Origin of the sequence: Ancylobacter sp. TS-1 (assembly GCF_009223885.1) — a bacterium.
In the GTDB taxonomy this organism is placed as follows: domain Bacteria; phylum Pseudomonadota; class Alphaproteobacteria; order Rhizobiales; family Xanthobacteraceae; genus Ancylobacter.
On record NZ_CP045144.1, the window covers coordinates 522,412 to 548,081 of the forward strand.

Below are 25,670 nucleotides of genomic sequence, written 5' to 3' on the forward strand. Positions count from 1 at the left end.
AGGCATGTCCGCCTTCCAGCCATGGCGCGGGGGTGGAGCGGGCGGTTGCCCGGCCGGCTGCCGGGTGCTTGGCACGGCCATTGCACTCCTTTCCCTCGGCGCGCGGACGGGGGTCCTGCGCGTGAACTCCAGAAGGGAAAGAATATGCTCAACCTGTTCAGTCAGGCGCGGCACGCGGCTCGTCGCGTCGCCGTCGGTGCCGCCGCGCTCGCGCTTGCCGGTACCGCCATTCCGGCTTCCGCGCAGGAAACGATCAAGGTCGGCGTTCTGCACTCGCTGTCGGGCACCATGGCCATCAGCGAGACCACGCTGAAGGACACCGTGCTTTTCATGGTGCAGGAACAGAATGCGGCGGGCGGCGTGCTCGGCAAGAAGCTTGAGGCCGTGGTGGTCGATCCGGCCTCCAACTGGCCGCTCTTCGCCGAGAAGGCGCGCGAACTCATCGCCAAGGAAAAGGTCGCGGTCGTGTTCGGCTGCTGGACCTCGGTGTCCCGCAAGTCCGTGCTCCCGGTCTTCAAGGAGCTGAACTCCATCCTTTTCTACCCGGTCCAGTACGAGGGTGAGGAAAGCGAGCGCAACGTGTTCTACACCGGCGCCGCCCCGAACCAGCAGGCGATCCCGGCCGTCGACTACCTCATGGCGAATGAGGGCGTGAAGCGCTGGGTGCTCGCCGGCACCGACTACGTCTATCCGCGCACCACCAACAAGATCCTCGAGGCCTATCTGAAGTCCAAGGGCGTTCCGGCCGAGGACATCATGATCAACTACACGCCGTTCGGTCATTCCGACTGGCAGACGATCGTGGCCGACATCAAGAAGTTCGGTTCGGCCGGCAAGAAGACCGCCGTCGTCTCGACCATCAACGGCGACGCCAACGTGCCGTTCTACAAGGAACTGGGCAACCAGGGCATCAAGGCGACCGACATTCCGGTCGTGGCCTTCTCGGTCGGTGAGGAAGAGCTCGCCGGCATCGACACCAAGCCGCTCCTCGGCCACCTCGCCGCGTGGAACTACTTCCAGTCGGTCGACACCCCCGAGAACAAGGACTTCATCGCCAAGTGGCGCGCGTACACCAAGAACGACAAGCGCGTGACCAACGACCCGATGGAAGCCACCGTCATCGGCTTCAACATGTGGGTCAAGGCGGTCGAGAAGGCCGGCACCACCGATCCGGACGCGGTGATCCCGGCGCTGATCGGCGTCGCGGTGCCGAACCTCTCGGGCGGCTTCTCGGCGATGATGCCGAACCACCACATCACCAAGCCGGTGCTGATCGGCGAGATCAAGGACGACGGCCAGTTCGACATCGTCGAGCAGACCCCCGGCCTGATCGTTGCCGAAGAGTGGTCGCCCTACCTCGAAGGTTCGAAGGACCTGATCGCCGATTGGCGCTCGCCGATGAACTGCGGCAACTTCAACGTCAAGACCGGCAAGTGCGGCGGCGCGGGCAAGTGAGCCCGACGCCCGGGCGCGGTCCCGTGGATCGCGCCTGAGCACAGCGACGACCTCCGGCCGCCCACGGGCGGCCGGATCCCGCCTCTGGCCGCCCGCCTCCCTCGGGGAGGGCGGCGAAGCCGGCGGAGCAGGGGTTCCGCCGCGCGTCGGCGGCCGTGCGTCCCGGGATGGGGCCGGGAGTTCCGACATTCGATCCCAGGGATCCGGTTCCCGACATCCGGTCCTCCACATCCGACTTGCCGTCGCCGGGAAGCCCTCCGGCTCATTCCGCAGCGCCATATCGACGGAAGATGATGACATTCAGCGTCCGACTTCTCCGCCTCGCCCGCGGGTTCCTCGTCGCCCTTGTCGCCTGCTGCGCCGTCCTCGGCGCGGAGCGCGCCTCGGCCCAGGACATCAGCGCGCCGCTGGCCCAGCTCGCCAATGACAATTACGGCGACACCGAAGCCGCCCTTTCCGCCCTCGCGCTCAGCGGAAGCCCCGCTGCCGCCGGCGTGGTCGCCGCCCTCGCGGACGGCAAGCTCGTCTTCAGCGCCTCTCCCCGCCAGGTCTACATCCGGGGCGACGCCGGCCTGCTCGATCCCGTGACGCTCCAGCCGGTGGCCGATCCGCCGGCCGTGAAGCCGGTGCGCGTCAACAACCGCATCCGCCGCGCCATCGAGGCTGCCGACGGCGCCCTCTCGCTGGTGAGCCCCGACCCGGCCAAGCGGCTGGAGGCGGCGGTGGCGGTCGGTCGTTCCCGCGACGAGGCGGCGCTGCCGGCGCTCGATATCGCCCTCGCCAAGGAGGCCGACCCGAAGGTCAAGTCGGCGATGACGCTGGCGCGCGCCTCGATCCTCATCGGCAAGGAAGGCATCAGCCCCGCCGAACGCATCGCCGCCGTCGATCTCGTCGCCGCCGAAGGCAACCAGGAAGCGCTTGCCATCCTGCGCAGCGTGCCGGATAGCGCGGCGCCGGAGGTGAAGCAGGCGGCGGCCGCCGCCATCGACGCCATCGAGCGCAACCTCGCCATGTGGAGCATGGCGCAGAATGTCTGGTACGGCCTGTCGCTGGGCTCGGTCCTGCTGCTGGCCGCCATTGGCCTCGCCATCACCTTCGGCGTGATGGGCGTCATCAACATGGCGCATGGCGAGATGGTGATGCTCGGCGCCTACACGACCTTCGTCGTGCAGGAACTGATCCGCACCTACAATCCCGGGCTGTTCGACCTGTCGCTGATCATTGCCATCCCGCTCGCCTTCGTGTTCACCGCCCTCATCGGCGTGATCATCGAGCGCACGGTGATCCGCTTCCTCTACGGACGGGCGCTGGAAACGCTGCTCGCCACCTGGGGCATCTCGCTGATCCTCCAGCAGGCCATCCGCACCATCTTCGGCCCGACCAACCGCGAGGTGGGCGCGCCGAGCTGGATGTCGGGCAGCTTCGAGATCGGCCAGCTCTCCATCACCTATGGCCGTCTCTGGATCATCATCTTCGCCATTCTCGTCTTCGTGGCGCTGCTGGCGACGCTGCGGCTCACCCGCATCGGCCTCGAAATGCGCGCCGTGACGCAGAACCGGCGCATGGCCGCCTCCATGGGCATCCGCACCAACTGGGTCGACGCCGCCACCTTCGGCCTCGGCTCGGGCATCGCCGGCATAGCCGGCGTGGCGCTCAGCCAGATCGACAACGTCTCCCCGAACCTCGGCCAGAGCTACATCATCGACAGCTTCCTCGTCGTGGTGTTCGGCGGCGTGGGCAATCTGTGGGGCACGCTGGTCGGCGCCATGTCGCTCGGCGTCGCCAACAAGCTGCTCGAACCCTATGCCGGCGCCGTGCTCGGCAAGATCGCGCTGCTGGTGATCGTCATCCTCTTCATCCAGAAACGCCCCCGCGGCCTCTTTGCCCTCAAGGGGAGGTCGATCGAAGCATGAGCATGACCCAGACCCGTCAACCCGCTTTGCTGGGCATTAGCGGCCTCGTCTTCCTCGGCGTTCTCGTCGCCGTCGCCGTGCTGGTGCCCGTCCTCAACCTCGCCGTGTCTCCGGATTCGGCGGTGCATGTGCCGACCTATGTGGTCTCGCTGCTCGGCAAATACCTCACCTACGCGCTGCTGGCCCTCTCGGTCGACATGATCTGGGGCTATGTCGGCATCCTCTCGCTCGGCCAGGGCGCCTTCTTCGCGCTCGGTGGCTACGCGATGGGCATGTACCTCATGCGCCAAATCGGCACGCGCGGCGTCTATGGCGACCCGGTGCTGCCGGACTTCATGGTGTTCCTGAACTGGAAGGAACTGCCCTGGTTCTGGTACGGCTTCGACTGGTTCCCCTTCGCCGCGCTCATGGTGCTGCTGGCGCCGGGCATCCTCGCTTTGGTGTTCGGCTGGTTCGCCTTCCGCTCGCGCGTCACCGGCGTCTACCTGTCGATCATCACCCAGGCGATGACCTTCGCGCTGCTACTGGCCTTCTTCCGCAACGACATGGGCTTCGGCGGCAATAACGGCCTGACCGACTTCAAGGACATACTGGGCTTCAACATCCAGGCCGACGGCACCCGCCTCGTGCTGTTCGTGCTTTCGGCGGCGGCGCTGGGGCTCGGTTATGTGCTGTGCCGCTTCCTCGTGCGCTCGCATTTCGGCAAGGTGCTGGTGGCGATCCGCGACGCGGAGACCCGGGTGCGCTTCACCGGCTACCGGGCCGAGAACTACAAGCTGGTCGCCTTCGTCGTCTCGGCCATGCTGGCCGGCATTGCCGGCGCGCTCTACGTGCCGCAGGTCGGCATCATCAACCCGTCCGAGTTCTCGCCCGCCAACTCCATCGAGATCATCGTCTGGGTGGCGGTCGGCGGACGCGGCACGCTGGTCGGCGCGGCGCTCGGCGCGGTGCTGGTGAACTACGCCAAGACCTACTTCACCTCCGGCCTGCTGGCGCCCTACTGGCTGTTCATGCTGGGCGGCCTGTTCGTCGCGGTGACGCTGTTCCTGCCCAAGGGCATCGTCGGCACCTTCTACGAGTGGAGGGCGCGGCGCAGCGAGGGTGACGACATACCTGGCGGCGAGGCCCTCGCCGAACCGAAGCCGGCAGAGTAGGGGAGCGGACCATGAGCGACACCGAAACGCTGGCGCCGGAGACTCCCGTCGCGGAGGAGGGCGCGCCCGCCAATACGCGACTGACCGAGGCGCTGCTCTATCTCGACGCCGTGACCGTCACCTTCGACGGCTTCCGGGCGCTGAACGCCCTGTCCTTCACCGTCGATCCCGGCGAGATGCGGGCCGTCATCGGACCGAATGGCGCCGGCAAGACGACGATGATGGACGTCATCACCGGCAAGACCCGCCCCGACCGCGGCGACGTCTTCTTCAATGGCGGCACCACGGATCTCACCAAGCTCGACGAGACGCAGATCGCCACCCTCGGCATCGGCCGCAAGTTCCAGAAGCCGACCGTGTTCGAGAGCCATACGGTGATCGACAATCTGCGCCTCGCGCTCAAGGGCCAGCGCCGCGCGCTGCCCAACATCTTCCGCCGCGAGTCGGGGGCCGAGCGCGACCTCATCGACGAGATCTTCGAGACCATCCGGCTGACCGAGCACCGCGACCGCCTCGGCGGCGCGCTCTCGCACGGCCAGAAGCAGTGGCTCGAGATCGGCATGCTGCTGGCGCAGGATCCCAAGCTGCTGCTGGTCGACGAACCCGTCGCCGGCATGACGGATGCGGAGACGGCGCAGACCGCCGAGCTGCTGCGCGAGATCAACGCCAACGGCCATTCCGTCGTCGTCGTGGAGCATGACATGACCTTCGTGCGCGACCTCGGCGTGCGTGTCATGTGCCTGCACGAGGGCTCGGTGCTGGCGGAGGGCACGCTTGACCAGGTGAGCGCCAATGAGCGCGTCATCGAAGTCTATCTGGGACGCTAGGCGCATGCTGGAAGTTCAGGACGTCAACCTCTTCTACGGCGCGGCGCAGGCGCTGCGCGGGGTCTCGCTCAAGGCCGAGCCCGGTAAGGTCACCTGCGTGCTCGGGCGCAACGGCGTCGGCAAGACCAGCCTGATGCGCGCCATTGTCGGCCAGGCGCCGGTCGCCAAGGGCCGCATCCAGTTCAACGGCGACGACATCACCACGATGGCGCCTTCCGAGCGCGCCCGGCGCGGCATCGCCTTCGTGCCGCAGGGCCGCGAGATCTTTCCGCTGCTCACCGTCGCCGAGAACCTCCAGACCGGTTTCGCGCCGCTGAAGCGCGCCGACCGCAACATACCCGACGACGTGTTCTCGCTGTTCCCGGTGCTCGATTCGATGCTGCGCCGGCGCGGCGGCGACCTGTCCGGCGGCCAGCAGCAGCAGCTCGCCATCGGCCGCGCGCTGGTGATGCGGCCGAAGGTGCTGGTGCTGGACGAGCCGACCGAGGGCATCCAGCCTTCCATCATCAAGGATATCGGCAACGCCATCCGCTACTTGCGCTCCAAGGGCGACATCGCCATCGTGCTGGTCGAGCAGTATTTCGACTTCGCCAAGGAACTGGCGGACCATTTCATCGTGATGGAGCGCGGCGCGGTCGTCATGTCCGGCGACGGCGCGGCCCTCGAGGACCCGGATGTACGCAACCGAATTGCCGTCTGACGGCACCGTCGCCGCCTCGATCCCGGTCGAGCGGCGCGGGCAGGGGCGGGTTTCGGTCGAGGCGTTGGGGCTGGACGGACGCACGGTGCGCGGGCGCATCGAGGAGTCCGGTTTCGCCCGCGTGCGTTTTCCGCTCTCGGGCCGGCGTGGCCGTTCGCTGGAAGCGGTGATGATCAACACCGGCGGCGGGCTCGCCGGCGGCGATGCCGCGCAAACCTGCCTTCATGCCGGGCGCGGTGCCCAACTTGTGGTCACGACGCAGGCGGCCGAGAAGGTCTATCGCTCGGACGGCGCGCTCTCGCGCGTCGCGGTCGAACTGTCCGTCGAGGACGGCGCGTCGATCGACTGGATGCCGCAGGCGACCATCGTGTTCGACGGCGCACGGCTCGAACGCTCCATCGCCGCGAACATCGCCCCGCAGGCGCGGCTGCTGCTGGTCGAGCCGGTCATACTCGGCCGCACCGCACACGGCGAACGCCTCTCGCACGGCCTGCTGCGCGACCGCTGGCGCATCCGCCGCGGCGGCCGGCTGATCTATGCCGACGGCCTCCATCTCGACGGCGACATCGCATCGACGCTGGATCGCCGCGCCACCGCCGGCGGCTGGGCCGCCTTCGCGACGCTGTTGCTGGTGGCGCCCGACGCCGAGGCGCGGCTGGAGGCCGTGCGCGCGGCGCTCGGCCTGTCCGAGGACGCGCCGGACGGATTGCCGGACGGGCTCGACGCCGGGGCCAGCGCGTGGGACGGCATGCTCTCGGTGCGCCTGCTTGCCCGCGATGGCGCCCCGCTGGAGCGCGCCATCGCCCGCACGCTGGGTACGCTCGGCGTCGCCGAGGTTCCGCGCATCTGGCACTCCTGATGCACGTATCGTTCGCCTTTCACACGACCGCCGCCCTTGCAGAGCCGGAGATGTACCGATGAACCTGAGCCCGCGCGAGAAGGACAAGCTCCTCGTCGCCATGGCCGCCATTGTGGCCCGCCGCCGCCTGGAGCGCGGCGTGAAGCTCAACTATCCCGAGGCGGTGGCGCTGATCACCGACGTGGTGGTCGAAGGCGCGCGCGACGGCCGGACGGTGGCCGAGCTGATGACGCTCGGAACCACCGTGCTCACCGCCGATCAGGTCCTGCCCGGCGTGCCCGAGATGATTGTCGAGATCCAGGTCGAGGCGACCTTCCCGGATGGCACCAAGCTCGTCACCGTGCACGAACCCATCTCCGGCGGCCATCATGTCGGCGCGCCCGGCGAGATCATGTTCGAGGAAGGCGAGATCGAGCTTCTGGTGGGTCGCGAGTTCATCTCGCTCACCGTCGCCAATACCGGCGACCGGCCGATCCAGGTTGGCAGCCACTACCATTTCTTCGAGACCAACCCGGCGCTCGCCTTCGAGCGGGACAAGGCGCGCGGCATGCGCCTCGCCATTCCCTCCGGTACCGCCGTGCGCTTCGAGCCCGGCCAGAGCCGCGAGGTGAAGCTGGTGGCGCTCGCCGGCAAGCGGGAGGTCTACGGCTTCCGCCAGGACGTGATGGGCAAGCTGTAGCTACCCGCCCCTTCGCACCGCCTTTTCGCCTGACCGAATGTCCGGAACGGATTGCCCCATGTCGATCAAGATTTCCCGCGCCATGTATGCCGAGATGTTCGGCCCCACCACCGGCGACCGCGTGCGTCTCGCCGATACCGCGCTCATCATCGAGGTGGAGAAGGACTTCACCGTCTATGGCGAGGAGGTGAAGTTCGGCGGCGGCAAGACCATCCGCGACGGCATGGGCCAGTCGCAGATCATGCGCGCGGAAGGGGCGGTCGATACCGTCATCACCAACGCGCTGATCCTCGACCACTGGGGCATCGTCAAAGCCGATATCGGCATCCGCGACGGGCGCATCCACGGTATCGGCAAGGCCGGCAACCCGGACATCCAGCCGGGCGTCGACATCATCATCGGCGCTTCCACCGAGGTGATCGCCGGCGAGGGCAAGATCATCACGGCGGGCGGCTTCGACAGCCACATCCATTTCATCTGCCCGCAGCAGATCGAGCACGCGCTGATGAGCGGCGTGACGACGATGCTGGGCGGCGGCACGGGGCCGGCCGCGGGCACCAACGCAACCACCTGCACGCCCGGCCCGTGGCACATCGAGATGATGCTGCGCGCCTTCGACAGCTTCCCGGTCAACCTCGCACTGTCCGGCAAGGGCAACGCCTCGCTGCCCGGCCCGCTGGTCGAGCAGATCGAGGCCGGCGCCTGCGCGCTGAAGCTTCACGAGGACTGGGGCACGACGCCGGCGGCGATCGACAACTGCCTCGCGGTGGCGGACGAGTACGACATCCAGGTGATGATCCATACCGACACGCTCAACGAGAGCGGCTTCGTCGAGGACACCGTCGCCGCCTTCAAGGGCCGCACCATCCACGCCTTCCACACCGAGGGCGCGGGCGGTGGCCACGCGCCGGACATCATGAAGGTGGTGGGCCTGCCCAACGTGCTGCCCTCCTCGACCAACCCGACGCGCCCCTTCACGGTGAACACGCTCGACGAGCATCTCGACATGCTCATGGTCTGCCACCATCTCGACCCGCTGATCGCCGAGGACCTCGCCTTCGCCGAGAGCCGCATCCGCAAGGAGACCATCGCGGCGGAGGACATCCTGCACGATCTCGGCGCCATCTCGATGATGAGTTCGGACAGCCAGGCCATGGGCCGGCTCGGCGAGGTGATCACCCGCACCTGGCAGACCGCGCACAAGATGAAGCTTCAGCGCGGCCTGCTGCCGGGCGATAGCGAGCGCAACGACAATGCCCGCGCCAAGCGCTACATCGCCAAATACACCATCAACCCCGCCATCGCGCACGGCGTCTCGCGCCATATCGGTTCGGTGGAGAACGGCAAGCTGGCCGACCTCGTGGTCTGGTCGCCGGCCTTCTTCGGTACCAAACCGGACATGGTGATCAAGGGCGGCACCATCGTCGCGGCGGTGATGGGCGATCCGAACGCCTCCATCCCGACCCCGCAGCCGGTGCATTACCGGCCGATGTTCGGTGCCTTCGGCAAGGCGCGCACGGCGACCTGCCTCACCTTCGTCTCGCAGGCGGCGATCGACCTCAACGTCGCCGCGAAGCTGGGGCTGGAGAAGCGCACGGTGGCGGTGGAGAATGTGCGCGGCGGCATCGGCAAGGCGTCGATGATTCACAACAGCGCGACCCCGCAACTCGAGATCGACCCGGAAACCTATGAGGTGCGGGCGGATGGCGAGTTGCTGACCTGCGCGCCCGCCACCGAGCTGCCCATGGCGCAGCGCTACTTCCTGTTCTAAGGATCGGTGCCGCGACCGCGCGTCTGCCGGCCGCGCCGATCTGAAGGAGACGAGCATGATCCGCGCCCGCACCATTCTTCCCGCCGGAAGCTGGGATGTCGCCATCGCCGCCGACCGCGTTGTTCTGCCCCATGACGGCCGCTACCGCCGCCGCATCGCCATGCGTGGCGAGGGCGACGTCGCCTTCCTGCTCGACCTCGCCGAGGCCACGCGCTTGAAGGACGGCGACGGGCTGGCGCTGGAGGATGGGCGCACCGTCGCGGTCGTCGCCGCCGAGGAGCCGGTGGCCGAGATCGTCGCCCGCGATCCGCACCATCTCGCCCGGCTCGCCTGGCACCTCGGCAATCGCCACGTGCCGGCCGAACTGCTCGCCGACCGCATCCGCATCGCCCGCGACAGCGTGCTGGAGGAGATGGCGCGCGGCCTCGGGGCCAGCGTCGAGGTCGTGGACGCGGCCTTCGAGCCGGAGGGTGGCGCCTATGAGGGCGCCGAGGCGCACGGCCACGCCCATCATGGCCATGCCGATCATGACCACGCGCATCATGAGCATGGCGAGGCCTGCGGCTGCGGCCACGATCACCATGATCACGACCATCATGAGCACGAGCATCACGGTCACGAGCACGCGCACGAACCCAAGGCCGGCGAGAAGCCGTCGCGGGACGTGCTGCATGTGCATGATCACGCCCACGAACACGCGCATGCTGACGAGCACGGCGCGGCGTGCGGCTGCGGCCACGATCACGGCCATGAGCACGGCCACAAGCATGAAGACCACGACCATCACGATCACGAACATCATGGCCACGGCCATCGGCACGGGCACTAGGCCGGCGCCATGAGCGAGGCGGCTGCCGTGCCCGTGGGCGCCTCGCCCGATCTGCTGCCGTTGTTCGTCTGGCTCTCGCCGGCCTATCCGGTCGGCGCCTTCGCCTATTCGCACGGACTCGAATGGGCGGTGGAGCAGCAGGATATCCGCGACCTCGCCTCGCTGACGCGCTGGGTCGACGATCTGCTGCGCCATGGCGGCCCCTTCGCCGATGCGGCGCTCCTCGCTCATGCCTGGCGCGCGGTGGGCGAGGCGGACGAGGCCAGACTCGTCGAGGTTCTGGAACTTTCCGCCGCCTTCGCGCCCTCGCGCGAACGGCAGATGGAAACGCTCAACCAGGGCGACGCCTTCCTCGCCGCGACCCGGGTTTCCTGGCCGGCACCGGCGCTGGAACGGGTCGCCGCGCTGTGGGACGGGCGCGTCGCCTACCCGGCCGCCGTCGGCGTGGCTGCGGCGGCGCACGGCCTGCCGCTGGCGGCGACGCTGGCGGCCTTCCTCAATGCGGTGGCGGCCAACCTCATCTCCGCCGCCGTCCGCCTCGTGCCGCTCGGCCAGACCGACGGCAACCGGGCGCTGGCGGCGGCGACGCTGACCGTCCGCGAGGTCGCGCCGCTGGCGGCGCAAGTGCCGCTCGACGATCTGGGCGGCGCGGCGCTCAAGTCCGACATCGCGTCGATGCGTCACGAGACGCAGTACACGCGGCTATTCCGAAGCTGAAGGCGAGGGGAATTCCATGGCAGGCGACAGCAGCGGCCCGCTTCGGGTCGGTATCGGTGGGCCGGTCGGCTCCGGCAAGACGGCGCTGATGGAGGCGCTGTGCCGGAGCTTCCGCGAACGCTACGACCTCGCGGCCATCACCAACGACATCTACACCAAGGAGGATGCAGAGATCCTCACCCGCGCCGGCGCGCTGCCGGCCGAGCGCATCATGGGCGTGGAGACGGGCGGCTGCCCGCACACCGCGATCCGCGAGGATGCCTCGGCCAATCTCGCCGCCATCGCCGAGATGCGCGGGCGCTTTCCGGCGCTGGACCTGATCCTCATCGAATCCGGCGGCGACAACCTCGCCGCGACCTTCTCCCCGGAACTGGCGGACCTCACCATCTACGTCATCGACGTCTCCGCCGGCGAGAAGATCCCGCGCAAGGGCGGGCCGGGCATCACCCGCTCGGACCTTCTGGTCATCAACAAGGTGGACCTTGCCCCGATGGTCGGTGCCTCCCTCGAAGTGATGGACCGCGACTCGCGGCGCATGAGGGGGCGGCGCCCCTTCGTCTTCGCCAATGTGCGCGCCGGCGACGGCGTTGCCGAGGTGGCGCGCTTCATCGAGGAGGCCGGCGGCCTCGTCGGCACCCCGGTAGGGCATTTGACCTAAGGGCGGGTCGCCTAGACACGCGATTGTCTATAGGCTCGTATATTGCTTGTCCGGCTCGCGAACGAAGCCGACAGTGCCGCCGGGCGCCGGCGGTGCATCGACGTGCTCCCGGTTCCGACTTGCCTGCCGACCCACCAGGTGTCCGATGGCCTATCCGCTACCCGAGAACGAGGCCGAGCGGCTCGCCGAGCTCCACTCGCTGGAGATTCTCGGCACCGGCCGCTCCGCTGCGCTGGAAGGTGTGTGCGTTCTGGCGCGGGAAATGCTCGACATTCCCAGCGCGGCGGTCGCTCTGGTCGATCGTGAACGCCAGTGGTTCAAGGCAGCGGCAGGAGTCGACTGGGAAGGCACCTCGCGCGAGCACTCCTTCAGCACATGGACCATCCTGTCATCCGACACGCTGGTCGTGCCGGACGCGTCCAAGGATGCTCGTTTCGTCGACAACATCTACGTCACCGGCGAGCCGCGCATCCGCTTCTATGTCGGTGTGCCGCTGGCGCTTCGCTCCGGCTTGAACATCGGCACGCTCTGTCTCTGGGGCCCCGAGCCGCGCACGCCGACATCGGCCGAGATCGAGCTGGTCGGGCATCTGGCGCGGATCATCGTCGACCAGTTCCGCCTGCACGAGGCGACGCGGCGCACCAAGCGCGACCTGGACCACCGGCGGATCAGCCAGAGTCTGCTCGAGATGCAGAGCCGCGAGCTCTGGCGCCGCCAGAGCCTGCTGGCCCAGACCGAGCGGCTGGCCAGGGTCGGTGGCTGGGAATTCGACGTCGCGACCGAGCGCCTGAACTGGTCGGACGGCATCTACCGCATCTACGGGCTGACGCCCGGCTTCGAGCCTGACACGGAGCGCGCGCTTTCCCATTTCCCGCCGGAAGCTCGGCTGCACTGGCAGAAGAAATTCAGCGCGGCGCTACGTCTGCGCGAGCCCTTCGAGATCGAACTGCCCTTCGTCGACGCGCATGGCAATCACCGGCTGGTGCGCAAGTCCTGCCAGGTGGAGACAGATGGCGACGTCGTGGTGCGCGCCTTCGGCATCCTGCAGGACGTGACCGAGCAGAAGGAAGCCGAGCAGCGCATGTGGCACATGGCCAACCATGACGCGCTCACCGGGCTGCCCAATCGCGGCCTGATGCGCGAGCGGCTGGAGGCGGCGCTGCGCCGTTCGCGCCGCTCGCAGCGCCAAGTCGGCGTGCTGTTGGTGGATCTCGACCAGTTCAAGGACGTCAACGACACGCTCGGCCACGATGCCGGCGACGCGCTGCTGGTCGAGGCCGGCCGCCGGCTCAGCAACTGCATTGGCGACGCCGACATGGTGGCGCGGCTCGGTGGCGACGAGTTCATCGTGCTGCTGACGCGCATGGACAGCCCGACCGATGCGACCGTTGCCGCGCAGCACGTGCTGTCGGCGCTCAGCCTGCCCTTCAACTATCGCCGCTCGGCGCTTTCCTGCCGCGGCAGCATCGGCATCGCCGTCTCGCCGGAGCACGGCACCGACCCCTCGACGCTGCTCAAGAACGCCGACATCGCGCTCTACCGGGCCAAGGGTGGCGGGCGGGGAATCGCGGTCGAGTACGACACCCGTATGCAGCAGGCGACCGAGAAGCGCATCCAGCTCTATGCCCGCGTGCGTCTGGCGCTGCGCAACGGGGAGTTCCAGCCCTACTACCAGCCGAAAGTGTCGCTGCGCACCGGCTCCATCGTCGGCTACGAGGCGCTCATGCGCTGGCGCCATCCGCGTCGGGGTTTGCTCGGCCCGCAGGATTTCGGTCAGATATTCGACGATGCGGACCTCGCCATCGTCGTCGGCGAGCGCCTTCTGGAGGCGACGACCCGCGACATGGCCAACTGGGTGGCCCAGGGCTGCGACTTCGGGCATGTCGCCATCAACGTCACCTCTTCCGAATTCGCGCGGGGCGGGCTGCCCGAGCGGGTGCTCGCGGCGCTCGACAAGGCGCGGCTGGAACACGGCCGCCTGACCATCGAGGTGACGGAAACCGTCTTCCTCGGCCGGGGAACCGACGTCGTGCGGCAAAGCCTGCAGACGCTGAACAATGCCGGCGTGCGCATCGCGCTCGACGATTTCGGCACCGGCTATGCCTCGCTGTCGCACCTCAAGCAGTTTCCTGTGGACCGCATCAAGATCGACCGCTCCTTCGTTCACGACATCGAGCACGACGTCGACGACGCCGCGATCGTGCGTGCCGTCATCCATCTGGGGCAGAGCCTCGGCATCGAGACGGTGGCGGAAGGCGTCGAGACGGCGGCGCAGGCCGCCTATCTGCGCGCCAATGGCTGCGATTTCGCGCAGGGCTTCCTGTACTCCAAGGCGCTGCCGGCCTCGCGCATTCCCGGCCTCATGCGCGGCTGGGATCCCGCCGGGGTGATGGGCGAGGGGCCGACCATCGACCTCGCGATCTGACCCGCCGCCGCGCAGGTGGCTGCACCGAGGAGGCGTTCCTCTGGTATGGTTCGCCGGCTCGGAGGGATAGCACCAGATGAAGTCAGTGAGTGCGGGCCGGAGCGGACGCAACGCGCCGCTCTATTCGAAGGGCGGTCCGCGGATTCCCAGCCGGATCGTCGAACTGTTCGACGCCTGCAGCCGTTCTGATCGCCGCGCCAGCCTGTTCCTTGTCGGGCTTTGCCTACTTGCGCTGCTGCCCGGCTTCTTCAGCATCCCGCCGGTCGACCGCAACGAGGCGCGTTTCGCGGAAATCTCGCGGCAGATGGTCGATACCGGGCATCTCGGCGAGACCCGGCTGGGCTGGGAGGTCAAGCGCACCCGCCCGATAGGCCAGCACTGGCTCCAGGCGGCTGTCGTCGCGGCGGCCGAGAAGGTCGGCATTTCCTCGGCGGATCGCCGTATATGGCTGTACCGGCTGCCGTCGCTGGCCAGCGCCATTGCCGCCGTGCTGCTCACTTTCTGGGCGGCGCTCGCCTTCACCCACCGCCGCGCCGCGATGCTGGCGGCGAGCCTGCTGGCCGGCAGCGTCGCCTTCAGCGTCGGCGGGCGGCTTGCCATCCCGGAAATGTCGCTTCTGGCGGCCACCGCTGCGATGATCGGGGCGCTGGGGCGGCTGTATCTTGCCGAGCGTCATGGCGAGGCCCTTGCGTACCCGGCGCATTCCGGCGGCGACGGGCGGCTGGCGCTCATCTTCTGGGCGGCCCTTGCCTTCGGCCTTTTCGCCAAGGGGCTGATGACCCCCATTTATGTGATCCTGCCGCTGGCCGCGCTCACGCTGGTCGACCGCTCCGCGCGGTTCCTGCGGCGGGCCCGCTCCTATACCGGACTGGCGCTGATCCTGCTGGTGGCGGTGGGCTGGTTCCTGCTGCGCCGCTACGGCGCGGTCGACACGCAGGAGGCCGCCCTCGCGCGTGGCCTGATCGGGCGCGTGCTGCCCGACTATCCCGGCTTCACCGGCCCGCCGGGCTCCTATCTGCTGCTGTTCTGGGCGATGTTCTGGCCCGGCGCGCCGCTGGCGGCGCTGGCGGTTCCGATCATCTGGAAGGCCCGGCGTATCGGCGCCGTGCGCTTCCTGCTGGCCTGGATCCTGCCGGCATGGCTGCTCTTCGAACTGTGGCCAGTCAAGTTGCCGGCCTATGTGGGCCCGACCCTGCCGGCCATTGCCATACTGATCGCCCTTGCCGTGGAGCGCGGCGCGATGGCGCTCGGCAATACGCGGCTGGCGCGCGTGCTCTGGCTCTGGCCGGTGATCGGCGCGGCCATCGCGGTGGCCGCGCTGCTCGGGCTCGCCGTCTTCGACCGCACCACCAGCGTGCTCGCCTGGCCGTTTCTCCTGCTCGGCTTCTTCGCGCTGGTGACGGCGGCCAGCTCGGTGCGCGAATATGGGGTGGAGAAGTCCGCCCTGCTGGCCATCGCCGGCATGCTGGTGTCGGGTTTCGGCGTGATGCAGCTCGTGCTGCCGAACCTGGACAGCTTCTGGCTCTCGCAGCGCATGGTCGCGGTCGCGGCGCAGGAGCCCTGTGCCGCCGGGGGCGGGGAGATCGAGGTCGCGTCCGCCGGCTATAGCGAGCCGAGCCTCGTCTTCCTGCTGCCTCGCCCGCCGCGCCTGCTCGACGGCGCGGCCGCCGCCGATTTCCTGAAGGAAGGCGGCTGCCGCGTCGTCTTCGTCGACCGGCGGCATGAGGCGCGCTTCGCCCGCCGGGCGGAGGCGCTCGGCCTGCGCATCCAGCGCGGCACCGAACTGCGGGGCCTCGCCTATGGCGACCTGCGCGAGGTGCGCATCACCGCCTACAGAAGCGGGTCCTGAGCGGCGCTGTGCGCGGCGAGCACCGCCAGCCCGCGTTCCAGATCGGCGATGAGGTCCGCCGGATCCTCCAGCCCGATATTCAGCCGGACGGCCGGGCCGCCCGGCTCCCAGCTTGTGGCGCTGCGGTAGTCGCTGCAGTCGAACGGGATGGCGAGGCTCTCGAATCCGCCCCAGCTATAGCCGAGTCCGAACAGGTCGAGGCTGTCGAGGAACGCATCCACGGCGGCCTTCGGGGCGGGTTGCAGGATGAAGCTGAACAGGCCGGACGCACCCTTGAAGTCGCGCTGCCAGATGGCATGGCCGGGATGCTCCGGCAGTGCCGGATGCAGCACCCGAAGCACTTCCGGGCGCTGCGACAGCCAGCGCGCCACCGTCAGTGCCGATTCCTGGTGGCGGGCCAGACGCACCGCCAGGGTGCGCAGCCCGCGCGCGCCGAGGAAAGCGTCCTCCGGTGCCACGGTGATGCCAAGGTCGCCATGGGTGAGCCTGAGCCGGCGGTAGGTGCGCGCATTGGCCGAGATGGTGCCGAGATTCAGGTCGGAATGGCCGCTGATGTACTTGGTGCCAGCCTGGATCGAGATGTCGACGCCGAAATCGTGCGGCCGGAAGAACAGCGGCGTCGCCCAGGTGTTGTCGATCAGCGTGACCAGCCCGCGCTCGGCCGCCGCCGCCACAATGGCAGGCACGTCCTGCATCTCGAAAGACTGCGAACCGGGCGTCTCCATATAGATCGCGCGGGTATTCGGGCGGATCAGCGCGGCGATGTCGGCGCCGACCAGCGGGTCGTAATAGGTCGTCTCGACACCGGCCCGCCGCAGCACCTCGTCGCAGACGCGCCGTGTCGGCTGATAGGCGCTGTCGACCATCAGCAGGTGGTCGCCGGCTTCCAGCACCGACAGCAGCGCGACGCTGACGGCCGAGAGCCCCGACGGCGTGAGCACGACTCCGGCGCCGCCCTCGATCCGGGTCAGCGCGGTCTCCAGCCCCTCCACGGTCGGGTTGCCCCGCCGGCCATAGCTGTAGCGGCCCGTATGGCCCTCCAGATCGGCCACGGTGGGCGACAGCACGGTCGATCCGCGCACGATCGGGACGTTCACAAAACCGTCAAACCGCTGCGGATCGCGGCCCGCGAGAACGAGTTCGGTTTCAATCGAGAGATGAGGGGAGGCTTCGCCTTCTGGTTGATCTGCCATTCCTGCTGCCTGCTAGCTGGGTCCGAAGCGGCGCCATTGGGAAAGCAGCGCCCGCCTGCCGTCAAGCGCTTGACCGGACCGGAATAGGGGGTTCTGATGACCCTGCGTCTGTTGTTGCGGTGGTGGCCGGCGGTCGATCCTCGGGTCGCGTCTGACGAAGGAAGTAGGAATGTTCCGCTCCCTCACGCCCCTTACGGCATGCGAATTGCTTTTCACATCGCCCGTGCCGACCGCATGCCTCGCGGCGGACACGTCAGCTCAAAACCGAATGAAGAAGGCAGCCAACATGAAACGCCTCCTCTCCACCTTCGCCCTCGCGGGTGCCTTCGGTCTGTGCGCCTTCGGCGCGCAGGCCGCGACCAAGCTCGAGCAGGTGAAGGCCAAGGGCTTCATCCAGTGCGGCGTCAGCCAGGGTCTCCCGGGCTTCTCCAATCCTGACGACAAGGGCAACTGGACGGGCCTCGACGTGGACTTCTGCCGTGCCGTCGCTGCTGCGGTGTTCGGCGATGCCACCAAGGTCAAGTTCACCCCGCTTTCCGCCAAGGACCGCTTCACCGCCCTGCAGTCCGGCGACATCGACATTCTGTCGCGCAACACCACCTGGACGATCACCCGCGACACCTCGCTGGGCCTGAACTTCACCGGCGTGACCTATTACGACGGCCAGGGCTTCCTGATCCGCAAGGACAAGAAGGTCAATTCGGCCATGGAGCTGTCGGGCGCCTCGGTCTGCACCCAGACCGGCACCACCACCGAGCAGAACCTCGCCGACTTCTTCCGCGCCAACAACATGACCTATGAGGTCATCGCCTTCGCCACCAACGACGAAGTGGTCAAGGCCTACGACGCGGGCCGCTGCGACGTGCTCACCACCGACCGTTCGGGCCTCGCCGGCGAGCGTCTCAAGCTGACCAACCCGGACGACCACATCGTTCTGCCCGAGATCATCTCGAAGGAGCCGCTCGGCCCGGTGGTCGCCCATGGCGACGACCAGTGGTTCGACATCGTGAAGTGGGTGCTGAACGCGCAGCTGAACGCCGAAGAGCTTGGCGTCACCTCCAAGAATGTCGACGAGCAGCTCAAGTCCACCGCCAACCCCGAGATCAAGCGCCTGCTGGGCACCGAGGGCAAGTATGGCGAGGGCATGGGCATCGGCAATGACTGGGCCTTCTTCATCATCAAGCAGATTGGCAATTACGGCGAGATGTACGACCGCAATGTCGGCCCCGACACCCCGCTGAAGCTCGCCCGCGGCGTCAACGCGCTGTGGAACAAGGGCGGCCTGCAATACGCCCCGCCGATCCGCTGATCCACGCATTCGAGGCTCCCGGCATGTGTCGGGAGCCTCGTTCTTTTCCGGGTGAAGCCGACGGCACGTTCGGACCCCGGCAAGGCAATGGGCCTCGAAAAGGGGCGAGGGGGACTATGACGGACCTTGTTGAGCACGCCCCGGCGCGTGCAAAGAGTTCATTCATCAACGATCCCAAAGTGCGCAGCATAGGGCTGCAGATCATCGCCCTGATCGTGGTCGTGGTGCTCGGCTGGATGTTCGCCGACAATGCGCGCGAAAATCTTGCGGCGCAGAAGATCGCCACCGGCTTCGGCTTTCTCGACAACACCGCCGGCTTTGGCATCAACCAGACGCTGATCCCCTACAGCGAAACCTCGACCTATGGCCGCGCCTTCGTCGTCGGCCTGCTCAACACCATTCTGGTCGCCGTGGTCGGCATCATCCTCGCCACCGTCATCGGCTTCCTTGTCGGCATCGGCCGGCTCTCCAAGAACTTCGTCGTCCGGCTCATCTCGACCATCTATGTCGAGGTGCTGCGCAACCTGCCGCCGCTGTTCCAGATCCTGTTCTGGTATCTCGCCGTGCTGAGCGCGATGCCGAACCCGCGCCAGAGCATCAACCTGCTCGACGAGGTGTTCATTTCCAATCGCGGCATCATCATTCCGCGCCCGCTGTTCGGCGAAGGAACAGGCCTCGTGCTGTGGGCCATGGGTCTCGCCCTGATCTGCGCCATCCTGTTCGGCCACTGGGCCGCGGCGCGCCAGGAGGAGACCGGCCGGCGGCTGCCGGTGCTGTGGGTCAATCTCTCCCTGCTCATCGGCCTGCCGATGATCGCGATGATCATCACCGGCTTCCCGATCACCTTCGAGCGGCCCGAGCTCAAGGGGTTCAACTTCGTCGGCGGCATCCGGGTCATTCCCGAATTCGTCGCGCTGACGGTCGCGCTCGCCACCTATACTGCGGCCTTCATCGCGGAGAATGTGCGCTCCGGCATCCAGGCGGTGAGCCACGGACAGACCGAGGCGGCGCATTCGCTCGGCCTGCGCAACGGCCAGACGCTGCGCCTCGTCATCATCCCCCAGGCGATGCGGGTGATCATTCCCCCGCTCACCAGCCAGTATCTCAACCTCACCAAGAACTCGTCGCTCGCGGTCGGCATCGGCTATCCCGATCTCGTCGCGGTGTTCGCCGGCACGACGCTGAACCAGACCGGCCAGGCGATCGAGATCATCGCCATCACCATGGGCGTCTATCTCGTGCTGTCGATCATTACCTCGGTGATCATGAACTCGTACAACAAGCGCGTCGCGCTGGTGGAACGGTGAGGGCGTGGCCATGAGCTTGACCTTCGACGACGGCACCTTCATCCGCACCGACCTGGTGGCGCCGCTGCCCCCGCCGCGCCGTCAGATCGGCGTCGTCGGCTGGGTGCGGGAGAACCTGTTCTCCAGTGTGCTCAATACGGTGCTGACCATTTGCGGCATCCTGCTGGTTGCCTGGGTGGTGCCCCCCTTCGTGCGCTTCATGATCATCGACGCGGTGTGGACCGGCGAGAACCGCGAGGCCTGCCTCGGGCCGGATGTCGGCGCCTGCTGGCCCTTCATCCATGCCAAGTTCGGCCAGCTGATCTACGGCTTCTATCCCATCGACCAGCGCTGGCGGCCCGACATCGTCTTCGCGGCGGGCATTCTCCTCATGGTGCCGCTGCTGGTGCCGAGCTGGCCGTTCAAGCGGCTGAACTCGCTGCTGTTCTTCGTGCTCTATCCGGTCGTGTCCTTCGTGCTGCTGACCGGCGGCAACATCGACGCCTCGGCGTTCCTGTTCGAGCATTTCGGCCTGATCCACGCCCTGGTCGGCGACGTGACCGTCGCCGGCGTCAACGCTACTTTCTGGGTCGACTACGTGCTGACCGCCGTCGCGGTGGCGGCGCTGGTCGGCGGCCTCCTGGCGCTGCTCGGCGGCAGCGGGACGGGGGCGGCGCGGACCACGCTCTGGGTGTTCCTCGCCTTTGGCGCGCTGGTGCTGGTCTGGGATATCGACTTCGGGCTCGAATATGTGGAGACCCGCCAGTGGGGCGGCCTGCTGGTGACGCTGGTCATCGCGGTGACGGGCATCGTCGCCTCGCTGCCGCTCGGCATTCTGCTCGCCCTCGGCCGGCGCTCGCAGATGCCGATCGTGCGGCTGCTCTCGGTGGTCTTCATCGAGTTCTGGCGCGGCGTGCCGCTCATCACCGTGCTGTTCTTCGCCACCTACATGCTGCCGCTGTTCCTGCCGCAGGGCACCAACCCGGACGCCCTGCTGCGGGCGCTGGTCGGCGTCGCCCTGTTCTCGGCGGCCTACATGGCCGAGGTGGTGCGCGGCGGCCTGCAGGCGATCTCGAAGGGGCAGTACGAGGGCGCGATGGCGATGGGGCTGAGCTGGAGCCAGATGATGCGGCTCATCATCCTGCCGCAGGCGCTCACCCTGGTCATTCCGGGCATCGTGAACAGCTTCATCAGCCTGTTCAAGGACACCACGCTGGTGCTGATCGTGTCGATCTTCGACTTCCTCGGCCAGCTTCGCGCCTCCTTCACCGATCCCAACTGGGCCTCGCCGGTGACGCTCTATACGGGCTTCGCCTTTGCGGGCTTGGTCTACTTCCTCTTCTGCTTTGGCATGTCGCGCTACTCCCTGTTCGTGGAGCGGCGCCTCAACACATCTCACCGGCGCTGACGGAGACGAAAACCCATGTCGGATACCCATTCGATCGTGCCGAGCGACGAGCTCCCCGCAGTGCACACGGCGCCGAGCCGGGAAGTCGCCGTCGAGCTGGTCGGCGTACACAAGTGGTACGGCGAGTTCCACGTGCTCAAGGACATCAATCTGCGCGTTCACCGCGGTGAACGCATCGTCATCTGCGGCCCGTCCGGCTCGGGCAAATCGACCATGATCCGCTGCATCAACCGGCTGGAGGAGCACCAGCAGGGCTCCATCGTCGTCGACGGCATCGAGCTGACCAACGATCTCAAGCGGATCGACGAGATCCGCCGCGAGGTCGGCATGTGCTTCCAGCACTTCAATCTGTTCCCGCACCTCACCATCCTCGAGAACTGCACGCTGGCGCCGATCTGGGTTCGCAAGATGCCCAAGCGCGACGCCGAGGAACTGGCGATGCACTTCCTCAAGAAGGTGAAGATTCCCGAGCAGGCCAACAAATATCCCGGTCAGCTCTCGGGCGGCCAGCAGCAGCGCGTGGCGATTGCCCGCGCCCTGTGCATGAAGCCCAAGATCATGCTGTTCGACGAGCCGACCTCCGCCCTCGACCCCGAGATGGTCAAGGAGGTTCTGGAGACCATGGTGAGCCTCGCCGAGGAAGGCATGACCATGCTGTGCGTGACCCATGAGATGGGCTTCGCGCGGCAGGTCGCCAACCGGGTGATCTTCATGGATGCCGGTCAGATCATCGAGGCGAACGAGCCGAACGCGTTCTTCTCGAACCCGCAGCACGAGCGCACCAAGCTGTTCCTGAGCCAGATCCTGCACTAAGCGGGACCGGCCGCCACTCGCATGCGTCCACATGCCGGAAGCCGCGATAAAGCGTGCTTCCGGCACGCCGCGCGGCAGCCGGGGCCCGGCGTGGATGTCTCAATGAAGCTTGTCTATATCCAGTTCCTGCGAGCGGCGGCCGCGCTTTCCGTCGTCGTTTTTCATGCGATAGGTACAGGCGAAACCTACCTGCGAGGGCAGGACACGGAGTGGTTCGGCCTGTTTCGACATGGTGACGTCGGCGTCGATATGTTCTTCGTCGTCTCCGGCTTCATCATGTTTCATTCGTGCAACAAGCCGAATGTCGATCCGTGGCTGTTCATTGCGCACCGAATCCGCCGGATTGTTCCGATTTACTGGGTGCTGACGGCGGCCTTCCTGTTCATCGGCTTTCTGTCTCCAGCTATCTTCCGGTCGCTGTCGTGGATGGATGGCGGGTTCATCTTGTCGTCGTTCTTCTTCATGTCGTTCCTGTTCGACCGCATGCCGATCATCTATGTCGGCTGGTCGCTCGAATATGAGATGCTGTTCTATTTCCTCATCTTCTTCTGCATGCTGGCGGTTCCCCGATTCATCTGGGTGAGCATAGCGGTGTTGTTCGCCGTAGGCGTCGCGGCGGGGACCATGCTGGATCCCGGCGAGAAGACCTGGGTGCTCATGTTCCTGACGCGCTCCTATCTGCTCGAATTCGTCTATGGCGTGAGCGTCGCGATGTGGCTGGAGCAGCGCCGGGTCCCGGGCATCATCCTGGTCGCCATTCTCGGGGCGACGGCGCTCGTTTTCTTCGACAATCCCTGGAATTCGCTCATCGTCGCGGGCATACCGGCGTCGCTGATCATTTGGGCGGCGGTGATGCTCAATCGTCGCTGGCCGGATATCGGGCCGGTCGGCCGTTGCCTCGGCTTCCTCGGCGACGCTTCCTATTCGCTCTACCTGGTGCAGGTCTTCACGATACCGGCCGTGTTCAAGGTCGTCCTGAAGACGATGCCGGCACTATCCCTCGATCTCGCGATAGCCCTCGCCACGCTCGTCACCCTCGCAGCCGGGGTGCTGGCCTATGCGCTCATGGAGCGGCCGTTGATGGCCGTCACGGGTCGTCTCATCTTCCGCCAGAGGCAGCGGGCGGGCGTGTGAGCCCGGCCGCGCCGTGCGCCTTTACTGAGCCGGGGATGGCGCGAGCCGTCAGGCGGGACCGATGGCCGCCGGCTGGTCGGAGGCGCCCCATTCGGACCATGAGCCGTCATAGAGCGCGGCGGGCGGCGTGCCGATGGCGTCCAGCGCCAGCCAGAGGATGGCGGCGGTCACGCCCGATCCGCAACTCGTGATGACGGGGCGGTCGGTGTCGATGCCGGCCGCCTCGACGGCGGCGCGGATCGTTGCCGGGTCGGCGAGCCGGCCGTCCTTCACCACCGCGTTGAAGGGCAGGTTGCGGGCACCGGGAATGTGGCCCGGGCGCACGCCCGGACGCGGATCTGGCGCGTCACCGCTGAAACGTTCGGCCGAGCGGGCGTCGAGCACCTGCGCCGTGCCGTCGATGCTGGCCGCCGCGACATCGGCCATGCCGGCGACGAGGGAACGGTCGAGCCGGGCGGCGAAGGTCGCGGGCGCCGGCGCGGCATCCCCGGCCTCGGTCGGGCGGCCCTCGGCAAGCCATTTGGGCAGGCCGCCATCCAGCACGAAGACGTTCTTGGCCCCGAAGGCGCGTAGGGTCCACCACACGCGCGCGGCCGAGAACAGGCCGACGGAATCGTAGACGACGATGGTGGAGTCATTGGTCAGCCCGAGCGCACCGGCGGCCTGCGCGAACTGCGCCTCACCCGGCAGCATGTGCGGCAGGCCGCTCGACGCGTCGGAGACGGCGTCGACGTCGAAGAACACCGCGCCCGGTATGTGGGCGGCGCGGTATTCCTCGCGCGCCTTGCGGCCGCTGGCCGGCATGTGCCACGAGCCGTCGACGATGGCGAGGCCGGGCTCGCCCAGATGTGCGGCGAGCCAGTCGGTCGAGACAAAACGGTTATTGTCGGTCATGGGGCACTTCCCGGCCGCGTGCGTGGCGCCTCAGGCCCAGGCCAGCCGCACGCGGCGGTTCTGCTGGCCCTTCTTCTCGATCTTCGTCACCTGCACCGCGCCGATCTCGTCGAGCGAGCGCACATGCGTGCCGCCGCAGGGCTGCAGGTCGATCCCGGCGATCTCGACGAGGCGCACGCGCCCGGTGCCGCGCGGTGGCTTGACCGAAAGGGTCTTCACCAGCCCCGGATTGGCGTCCAGCTCCTCGTCGGTGATCCAGCGTTCCGACACCTTCGCGCCGGTGGCGATCATTTCCGCCACCTTCGCGGTGATCGCGTCCTTGTCGAGCCCGGCGTCGGGAATGTCGAAGTCGAGCCGGCTCTCCTCCTCGCCGATGGAACCGCCCGTTACCGGGTAGGGCAGGGCGACCGAGAGCAGGTGCAGCGCCGTGTGCATGCGCATGCGCTTGTGGCGGGTCGGCCAGTCGAGGCGCAGCGTCACCGCCTCGCCGGGCTCGGGCAACTCCGTGCCGGCCGCCGGCACATGGACGACGTCGACCTTGGACGGCCCGTAAATGGCGGTTTCGATGGCGATCTCGCGGCCATCCGCCCGCACCAGCACGCCGCGGTCGCCCGGCTGCCCGCCGGCGGAGGCGTAGAACACGGTGCGGTCGGTGACGATGCCGCCTTCCGCCGTCAGCTCGGTGACGACGGCGGTCGTCTCCTTCTGGTAGGCGTCGTCGCGGAAGAGCAGGATCGTTGCCATCAGACCAGCACGTTCGGAATGTCCACGCTGCGCTCCAGCCAGCCCGGCACGGGCAGGCCCTTCTCGCGCAGGAAGGCGGGGTTGAAGAGCTTCGACTGGTAGCGCGTGCCGAAATCGCAAAGCACGGTGACGATGGTATGGCCGGGGCCAAGCTCCCGGGCGAGACGGATGGCGCCGGCAATGTTGATGCCCGACGAACTCCCGAGGCACAGTCCCTCATGCTCCAGCAGGTCGAACACGATCTGCACCGCCTCGGCGTCCGGAATCTGGTAGGCCGTGTCGATCGGCGCGCCCTCCAGATTGGCGGTGATGCGGCCCTGGCCGATGCCCTCGGTGATGGAGGAGCCTTCCGACTTGAGCACGCCGGTCGTGTAGTAGCTGTAGAGCGCCGCGCCGAAGGGGTCGGCCAGAGCGATGCGGATCGCCGGGTTGCGGGCCTTGAGCGCAATCGCGGTGCCCGCCAGCGTGCCGCCGGTGCCGACCGCCGAGACGAAGCCGTCGACTTTGCCGCCGGTCTGCGCCCAGATCTCCGGGCCGGTGGTCTCGATATGCGCCTGCCGGTTGGCGACGTTGTCGAACTGGTTGGCCCACACCGCGCCGTTCGGCTCGCTCGCCGCCAGCGCCTCGGCAAGGCGGCCCGAGACCTTCACATAGTTGTTCGGATTGGCGTAGGCGGCCGCCGGAACCTCGACCAGCGTGGCGCCGGCGAGCCGCAGCATGTCCTTCTTTTCCTGGCTCTGCGTCTCGGGGATGACGATCACCGAGCGGAAGCCGAGTGCGTTGCCGACGAGGGCGAGGCCGATGCCGGTATTGCCCGCCGTGCCCTCGACGATGACGCCGCCGGGGCGCAGCTCGCCGCGCGCCACCGCGTCCTGGATGATGAAAAGCGCGGCGCGATCCTTCACCGACTGGCCGGGATTGAGGAACTCGGCCTTGCCGAGAATCGTGCAGCCGGTGGCCTGCGAGGCGTGCTGGAGCTTGATGAGCGGCGTATTGCCGATCGCCTCGACGAGACCGTTGCGGATGTCCATGGTTCTTCTGCTGCCCTGCCCG

At 67.6% G+C, this 25,670-nt stretch carries 22 protein-coding genes; 18 read left to right on the forward strand and 4 right to left on the reverse strand.

Translation table 11 applies throughout. The features are described 5' to 3' along the window. Nucleotides 1–144 precede the first annotated feature (144 nt). The 13 genes from urtA to GBB76_RS02530 all read left to right on the forward strand — a co-directional run bounded on the left by urtA (nt 145) and on the right by GBB76_RS02530 (nt 15,836). The gene (urtA, locus tag GBB76_RS02470) at nt 145–1,455 is read left to right on the forward strand and encodes an urea ABC transporter substrate-binding protein (RefSeq protein ID WP_152301824.1); all 1,311 of its coding nucleotides are present in this window, start codon (nt 145–147) and stop codon (nt 1,453–1,455) included. A 293-nt stretch (nt 1,456–1,748) separates the two neighbouring features. Further along, entirely contained in the window at nt 1,749–3,368 is a 1,620-nt protein-coding gene (gene urtB, locus GBB76_RS02475; protein ID WP_152301825.1) for an urea ABC transporter permease subunit UrtB, read from the forward strand. Continuing rightward, nucleotides 3,365–4,522, forward strand: a complete 1,158-nt coding sequence (gene urtC / locus GBB76_RS02480; protein ID WP_152301826.1) for an urea ABC transporter permease subunit UrtC — start codon at nt 3,365–3,367, stop codon at nt 4,520–4,522. Before urtB ends, urtC begins: the two co-directional genes overlap by 4 nt. 11 nt (nt 4,523–4,533) lie before the next feature. Beyond that, the gene (gene urtD / locus GBB76_RS02485; RefSeq protein WP_152301827.1) at nt 4,534–5,349 is read left to right on the forward strand and encodes an urea ABC transporter ATP-binding protein UrtD; all 816 of its coding nucleotides are present in this window, start codon (nt 4,534–4,536) and stop codon (nt 5,347–5,349) included. Nucleotides 5,350–5,353: 4 nt separating this feature from the next. Continuing rightward, a complete protein-coding gene (gene urtE, locus GBB76_RS02490) occupies nt 5,354–6,049 on the forward strand; it encodes an urea ABC transporter ATP-binding subunit UrtE (protein WP_152301828.1) in 696 nt (231 codons plus the stop codon). Beyond that, the gene (locus tag GBB76_RS02495) at nt 6,024–6,908 is read left to right on the forward strand and encodes an urease accessory protein UreD (RefSeq protein ID WP_152301829.1); all 885 of its coding nucleotides are present in this window, start codon (nt 6,024–6,026) and stop codon (nt 6,906–6,908) included. Before urtE ends, GBB76_RS02495 begins: the two co-directional genes overlap by 26 nt. A gap of 58 nt (nt 6,909–6,966) precedes the next feature. Further along, a complete protein-coding gene (locus GBB76_RS02500) occupies nt 6,967–7,587 on the forward strand; it encodes an urease subunit gamma (protein ID WP_152301830.1) in 621 nt (206 codons plus the stop codon). Nucleotides 7,588–7,645: 58 nt separating this feature from the next. Further along, nucleotides 7,646–9,358, forward strand: a complete 1,713-nt coding sequence (gene ureC, locus GBB76_RS02505) for an urease subunit alpha (RefSeq protein WP_152301831.1) — start codon at nt 7,646–7,648, stop codon at nt 9,356–9,358. 55 nt (nt 9,359–9,413) lie between these two features. Beyond that, nucleotides 9,414–10,187: an urease accessory protein UreE gene (locus tag GBB76_RS02510; protein ID WP_152301832.1), complete on the forward strand. Its 774-nt coding sequence runs from the start codon at nt 9,414–9,416 to the stop codon at nt 10,185–10,187. 9 nt (nt 10,188–10,196) lie between these two features. Continuing rightward, on the forward strand, nt 10,197–10,904 hold the full coding sequence (locus GBB76_RS02515) for an urease accessory protein UreF (protein ID WP_152301833.1): 708 nt from the start codon (nt 10,197–10,199) through the stop codon (nt 10,902–10,904). A 16-nt stretch (nt 10,905–10,920) separates the two neighbouring features. Continuing rightward, on the forward strand, nt 10,921–11,562 hold the full coding sequence (gene ureG / locus GBB76_RS02520) for an urease accessory protein UreG (protein ID WP_152301834.1): 642 nt from the start codon (nt 10,921–10,923) through the stop codon (nt 11,560–11,562). Between the two features lie 145 nt (nt 11,563–11,707). Beyond that, entirely contained in the window at nt 11,708–13,987 is a 2,280-nt protein-coding gene (locus GBB76_RS02525) for an EAL domain-containing protein (protein WP_152301835.1), read from the forward strand. A 76-nt stretch (nt 13,988–14,063) separates the two neighbouring features. Beyond that, entirely contained in the window at nt 14,064–15,836 is a 1,773-nt protein-coding gene (locus GBB76_RS02530) for a glycosyl transferase (protein WP_152301836.1), read from the forward strand. On the opposite strand, the gene metC is transcribed toward GBB76_RS02530, so the two are convergent. Continuing rightward, entirely contained in the window at nt 15,818–17,029 is a 1,212-nt protein-coding gene (gene metC, locus GBB76_RS02535; protein ID WP_152301837.1) for a cystathionine beta-lyase, read from the reverse strand. The two genes, GBB76_RS02530 and metC, sit on opposite strands and share 19 nt — an antisense overlap. A gap of 286 nt (nt 17,030–17,315) precedes the next feature. On the opposite strand from metC, the gene GBB76_RS02540 reads away from it, so the two are divergent. The 5 genes from GBB76_RS02540 (at nt 17,316) to GBB76_RS02560 (ending at nt 22,979) form a co-directional block, all read left to right on the forward strand. Continuing rightward, entirely contained in the window at nt 17,316–18,338 is a 1,023-nt protein-coding gene (locus tag GBB76_RS02540; protein WP_202911153.1) for an amino acid ABC transporter substrate-binding protein, read from the forward strand. Nucleotides 18,339–18,454: 116 nt separating this feature from the next. Next, a complete protein-coding gene (locus GBB76_RS02545; RefSeq protein ID WP_152301839.1) occupies nt 18,455–19,645 on the forward strand; it encodes an amino acid ABC transporter permease in 1,191 nt (396 codons plus the stop codon). Nucleotides 19,646–19,655: 10 nt separating this feature from the next. Continuing rightward, nucleotides 19,656–21,032 carry an amino acid ABC transporter permease gene (locus GBB76_RS02550; RefSeq protein WP_152301840.1) on the forward strand — a complete coding sequence of 459 codons (1,377 nt, stop codon included), beginning with the start codon at nt 19,656–19,658 and terminating at the stop codon, nt 21,030–21,032. A 15-nt stretch (nt 21,033–21,047) separates the two neighbouring features. Continuing rightward, complete coding sequence (locus tag GBB76_RS02555) at nt 21,048–21,845, forward strand: amino acid ABC transporter ATP-binding protein (protein ID WP_152301841.1); 798 nt, start codon at nt 21,048–21,050, stop codon at nt 21,843–21,845. A 102-nt stretch (nt 21,846–21,947) separates the two neighbouring features. Further along, entirely contained in the window at nt 21,948–22,979 is a 1,032-nt protein-coding gene (locus tag GBB76_RS02560) for an acyltransferase (RefSeq protein ID WP_162375458.1), read from the forward strand. A gap of 48 nt (nt 22,980–23,027) precedes the next feature. Here the strand turns inward: GBB76_RS02560 and sseA are convergent, their stop codons facing one another. Genes sseA through GBB76_RS02575 form a run of 3 tightly spaced genes read right to left on the reverse strand, consistent with a single transcriptional unit; the run spans nt 23,028 to nt 25,648 of the window. Then, a complete protein-coding gene (gene sseA, locus GBB76_RS02565; RefSeq protein ID WP_152301843.1) occupies nt 23,028–23,873 on the reverse strand; it encodes a 3-mercaptopyruvate sulfurtransferase in 846 nt (281 codons plus the stop codon). Nucleotides 23,874–23,903: 30 nt separating this feature from the next. Continuing rightward, nucleotides 23,904–24,617 (reverse strand): alanyl-tRNA editing protein, encoded by a 714-nt coding sequence (locus tag GBB76_RS02570; RefSeq protein ID WP_152301844.1) that lies wholly within the window; start codon nt 24,615–24,617, stop codon nt 23,904–23,906. Continuing rightward, nucleotides 24,617–25,648: a cysteine synthase A gene (locus GBB76_RS02575; protein WP_152301845.1), complete on the reverse strand. Its 1,032-nt coding sequence runs from the start codon at nt 25,646–25,648 to the stop codon at nt 24,617–24,619. Before GBB76_RS02575 ends, GBB76_RS02570 begins: the two co-directional genes overlap by 1 nt. Nucleotides 25,649–25,670 lie beyond the last annotated feature (22 nt).

Bases quoted from the DNA above. Each gene is read 5' to 3' on its own strand.
- GBB76_RS02570 (WP_152301844.1), bottom strand. From the start codon at position 24,617: ATGGCAACGATCCTGCTCTTCCGCGACGACGCCTACCAGAAGGAGACG.
- ureG (WP_152301834.1), top strand. From the start codon at position 10,921: ATGGCAGGCGACAGCAGCGGCCCGCTTCGGGTCGGTATCGGTGGGCCG.
- GBB76_RS02530 (WP_152301836.1), top strand. From the start codon at position 14,064: ATGAAGTCAGTGAGTGCGGGCCGGAGCGGACGCAACGCGCCGCTCTAT.
- GBB76_RS02550 (WP_152301840.1), top strand. From the start codon at position 19,656: ATGAGCTTGACCTTCGACGACGGCACCTTCATCCGCACCGACCTGGTG.
- GBB76_RS02495 (WP_152301829.1), top strand. From the start codon at position 6,024: ATGTACGCAACCGAATTGCCGTCTGACGGCACCGTCGCCGCCTCGATC.
- metC (WP_152301837.1), bottom strand. From the start codon at position 17,029: ATGGCAGATCAACCAGAAGGCGAAGCCTCCCCTCATCTCTCGATTGAA.
- urtC (WP_152301826.1), top strand. From the start codon at position 3,365: ATGAGCATGACCCAGACCCGTCAACCCGCTTTGCTGGGCATTAGCGGC.
- GBB76_RS02560 (WP_162375458.1), top strand. From the start codon at position 21,948: ATGAAGCTTGTCTATATCCAGTTCCTGCGAGCGGCGGCCGCGCTTTCC.
- urtD (WP_152301827.1), top strand. From the start codon at position 4,534: ATGAGCGACACCGAAACGCTGGCGCCGGAGACTCCCGTCGCGGAGGAG.
- GBB76_RS02575 (WP_152301845.1), bottom strand. From the start codon at position 25,648: ATGGACATCCGCAACGGTCTCGTCGAGGCGATCGGCAATACGCCGCTC.
- GBB76_RS02515 (WP_152301833.1), top strand. From the start codon at position 10,197: ATGAGCGAGGCGGCTGCCGTGCCCGTGGGCGCCTCGCCCGATCTGCTG.
- GBB76_RS02545 (WP_152301839.1), top strand. From the start codon at position 18,455: ATGACGGACCTTGTTGAGCACGCCCCGGCGCGTGCAAAGAGTTCATTC.
- urtA (WP_152301824.1), top strand. From the start codon at position 145: ATGCTCAACCTGTTCAGTCAGGCGCGGCACGCGGCTCGTCGCGTCGCC.
- GBB76_RS02555 (WP_152301841.1), top strand. From the start codon at position 21,048: ATGTCGGATACCCATTCGATCGTGCCGAGCGACGAGCTCCCCGCAGTG.
- urtE (WP_152301828.1), top strand. From the start codon at position 5,354: ATGCTGGAAGTTCAGGACGTCAACCTCTTCTACGGCGCGGCGCAGGCG.
- urtB (WP_152301825.1), top strand. From the start codon at position 1,749: ATGACATTCAGCGTCCGACTTCTCCGCCTCGCCCGCGGGTTCCTCGTC.
- GBB76_RS02525 (WP_152301835.1), top strand. From the start codon at position 11,708: ATGGCCTATCCGCTACCCGAGAACGAGGCCGAGCGGCTCGCCGAGCTC.
- GBB76_RS02540 (WP_202911153.1), top strand. From the start codon at position 17,316: ATGAAACGCCTCCTCTCCACCTTCGCCCTCGCGGGTGCCTTCGGTCTG.
- GBB76_RS02500 (WP_152301830.1), top strand. From the start codon at position 6,967: ATGAACCTGAGCCCGCGCGAGAAGGACAAGCTCCTCGTCGCCATGGCC.
- sseA (WP_152301843.1), bottom strand. From the start codon at position 23,873: ATGACCGACAATAACCGTTTTGTCTCGACCGACTGGCTCGCCGCACAT.
- ureC (WP_152301831.1), top strand. From the start codon at position 7,646: ATGTCGATCAAGATTTCCCGCGCCATGTATGCCGAGATGTTCGGCCCC.
- GBB76_RS02510 (WP_152301832.1), top strand. From the start codon at position 9,414: ATGATCCGCGCCCGCACCATTCTTCCCGCCGGAAGCTGGGATGTCGCC.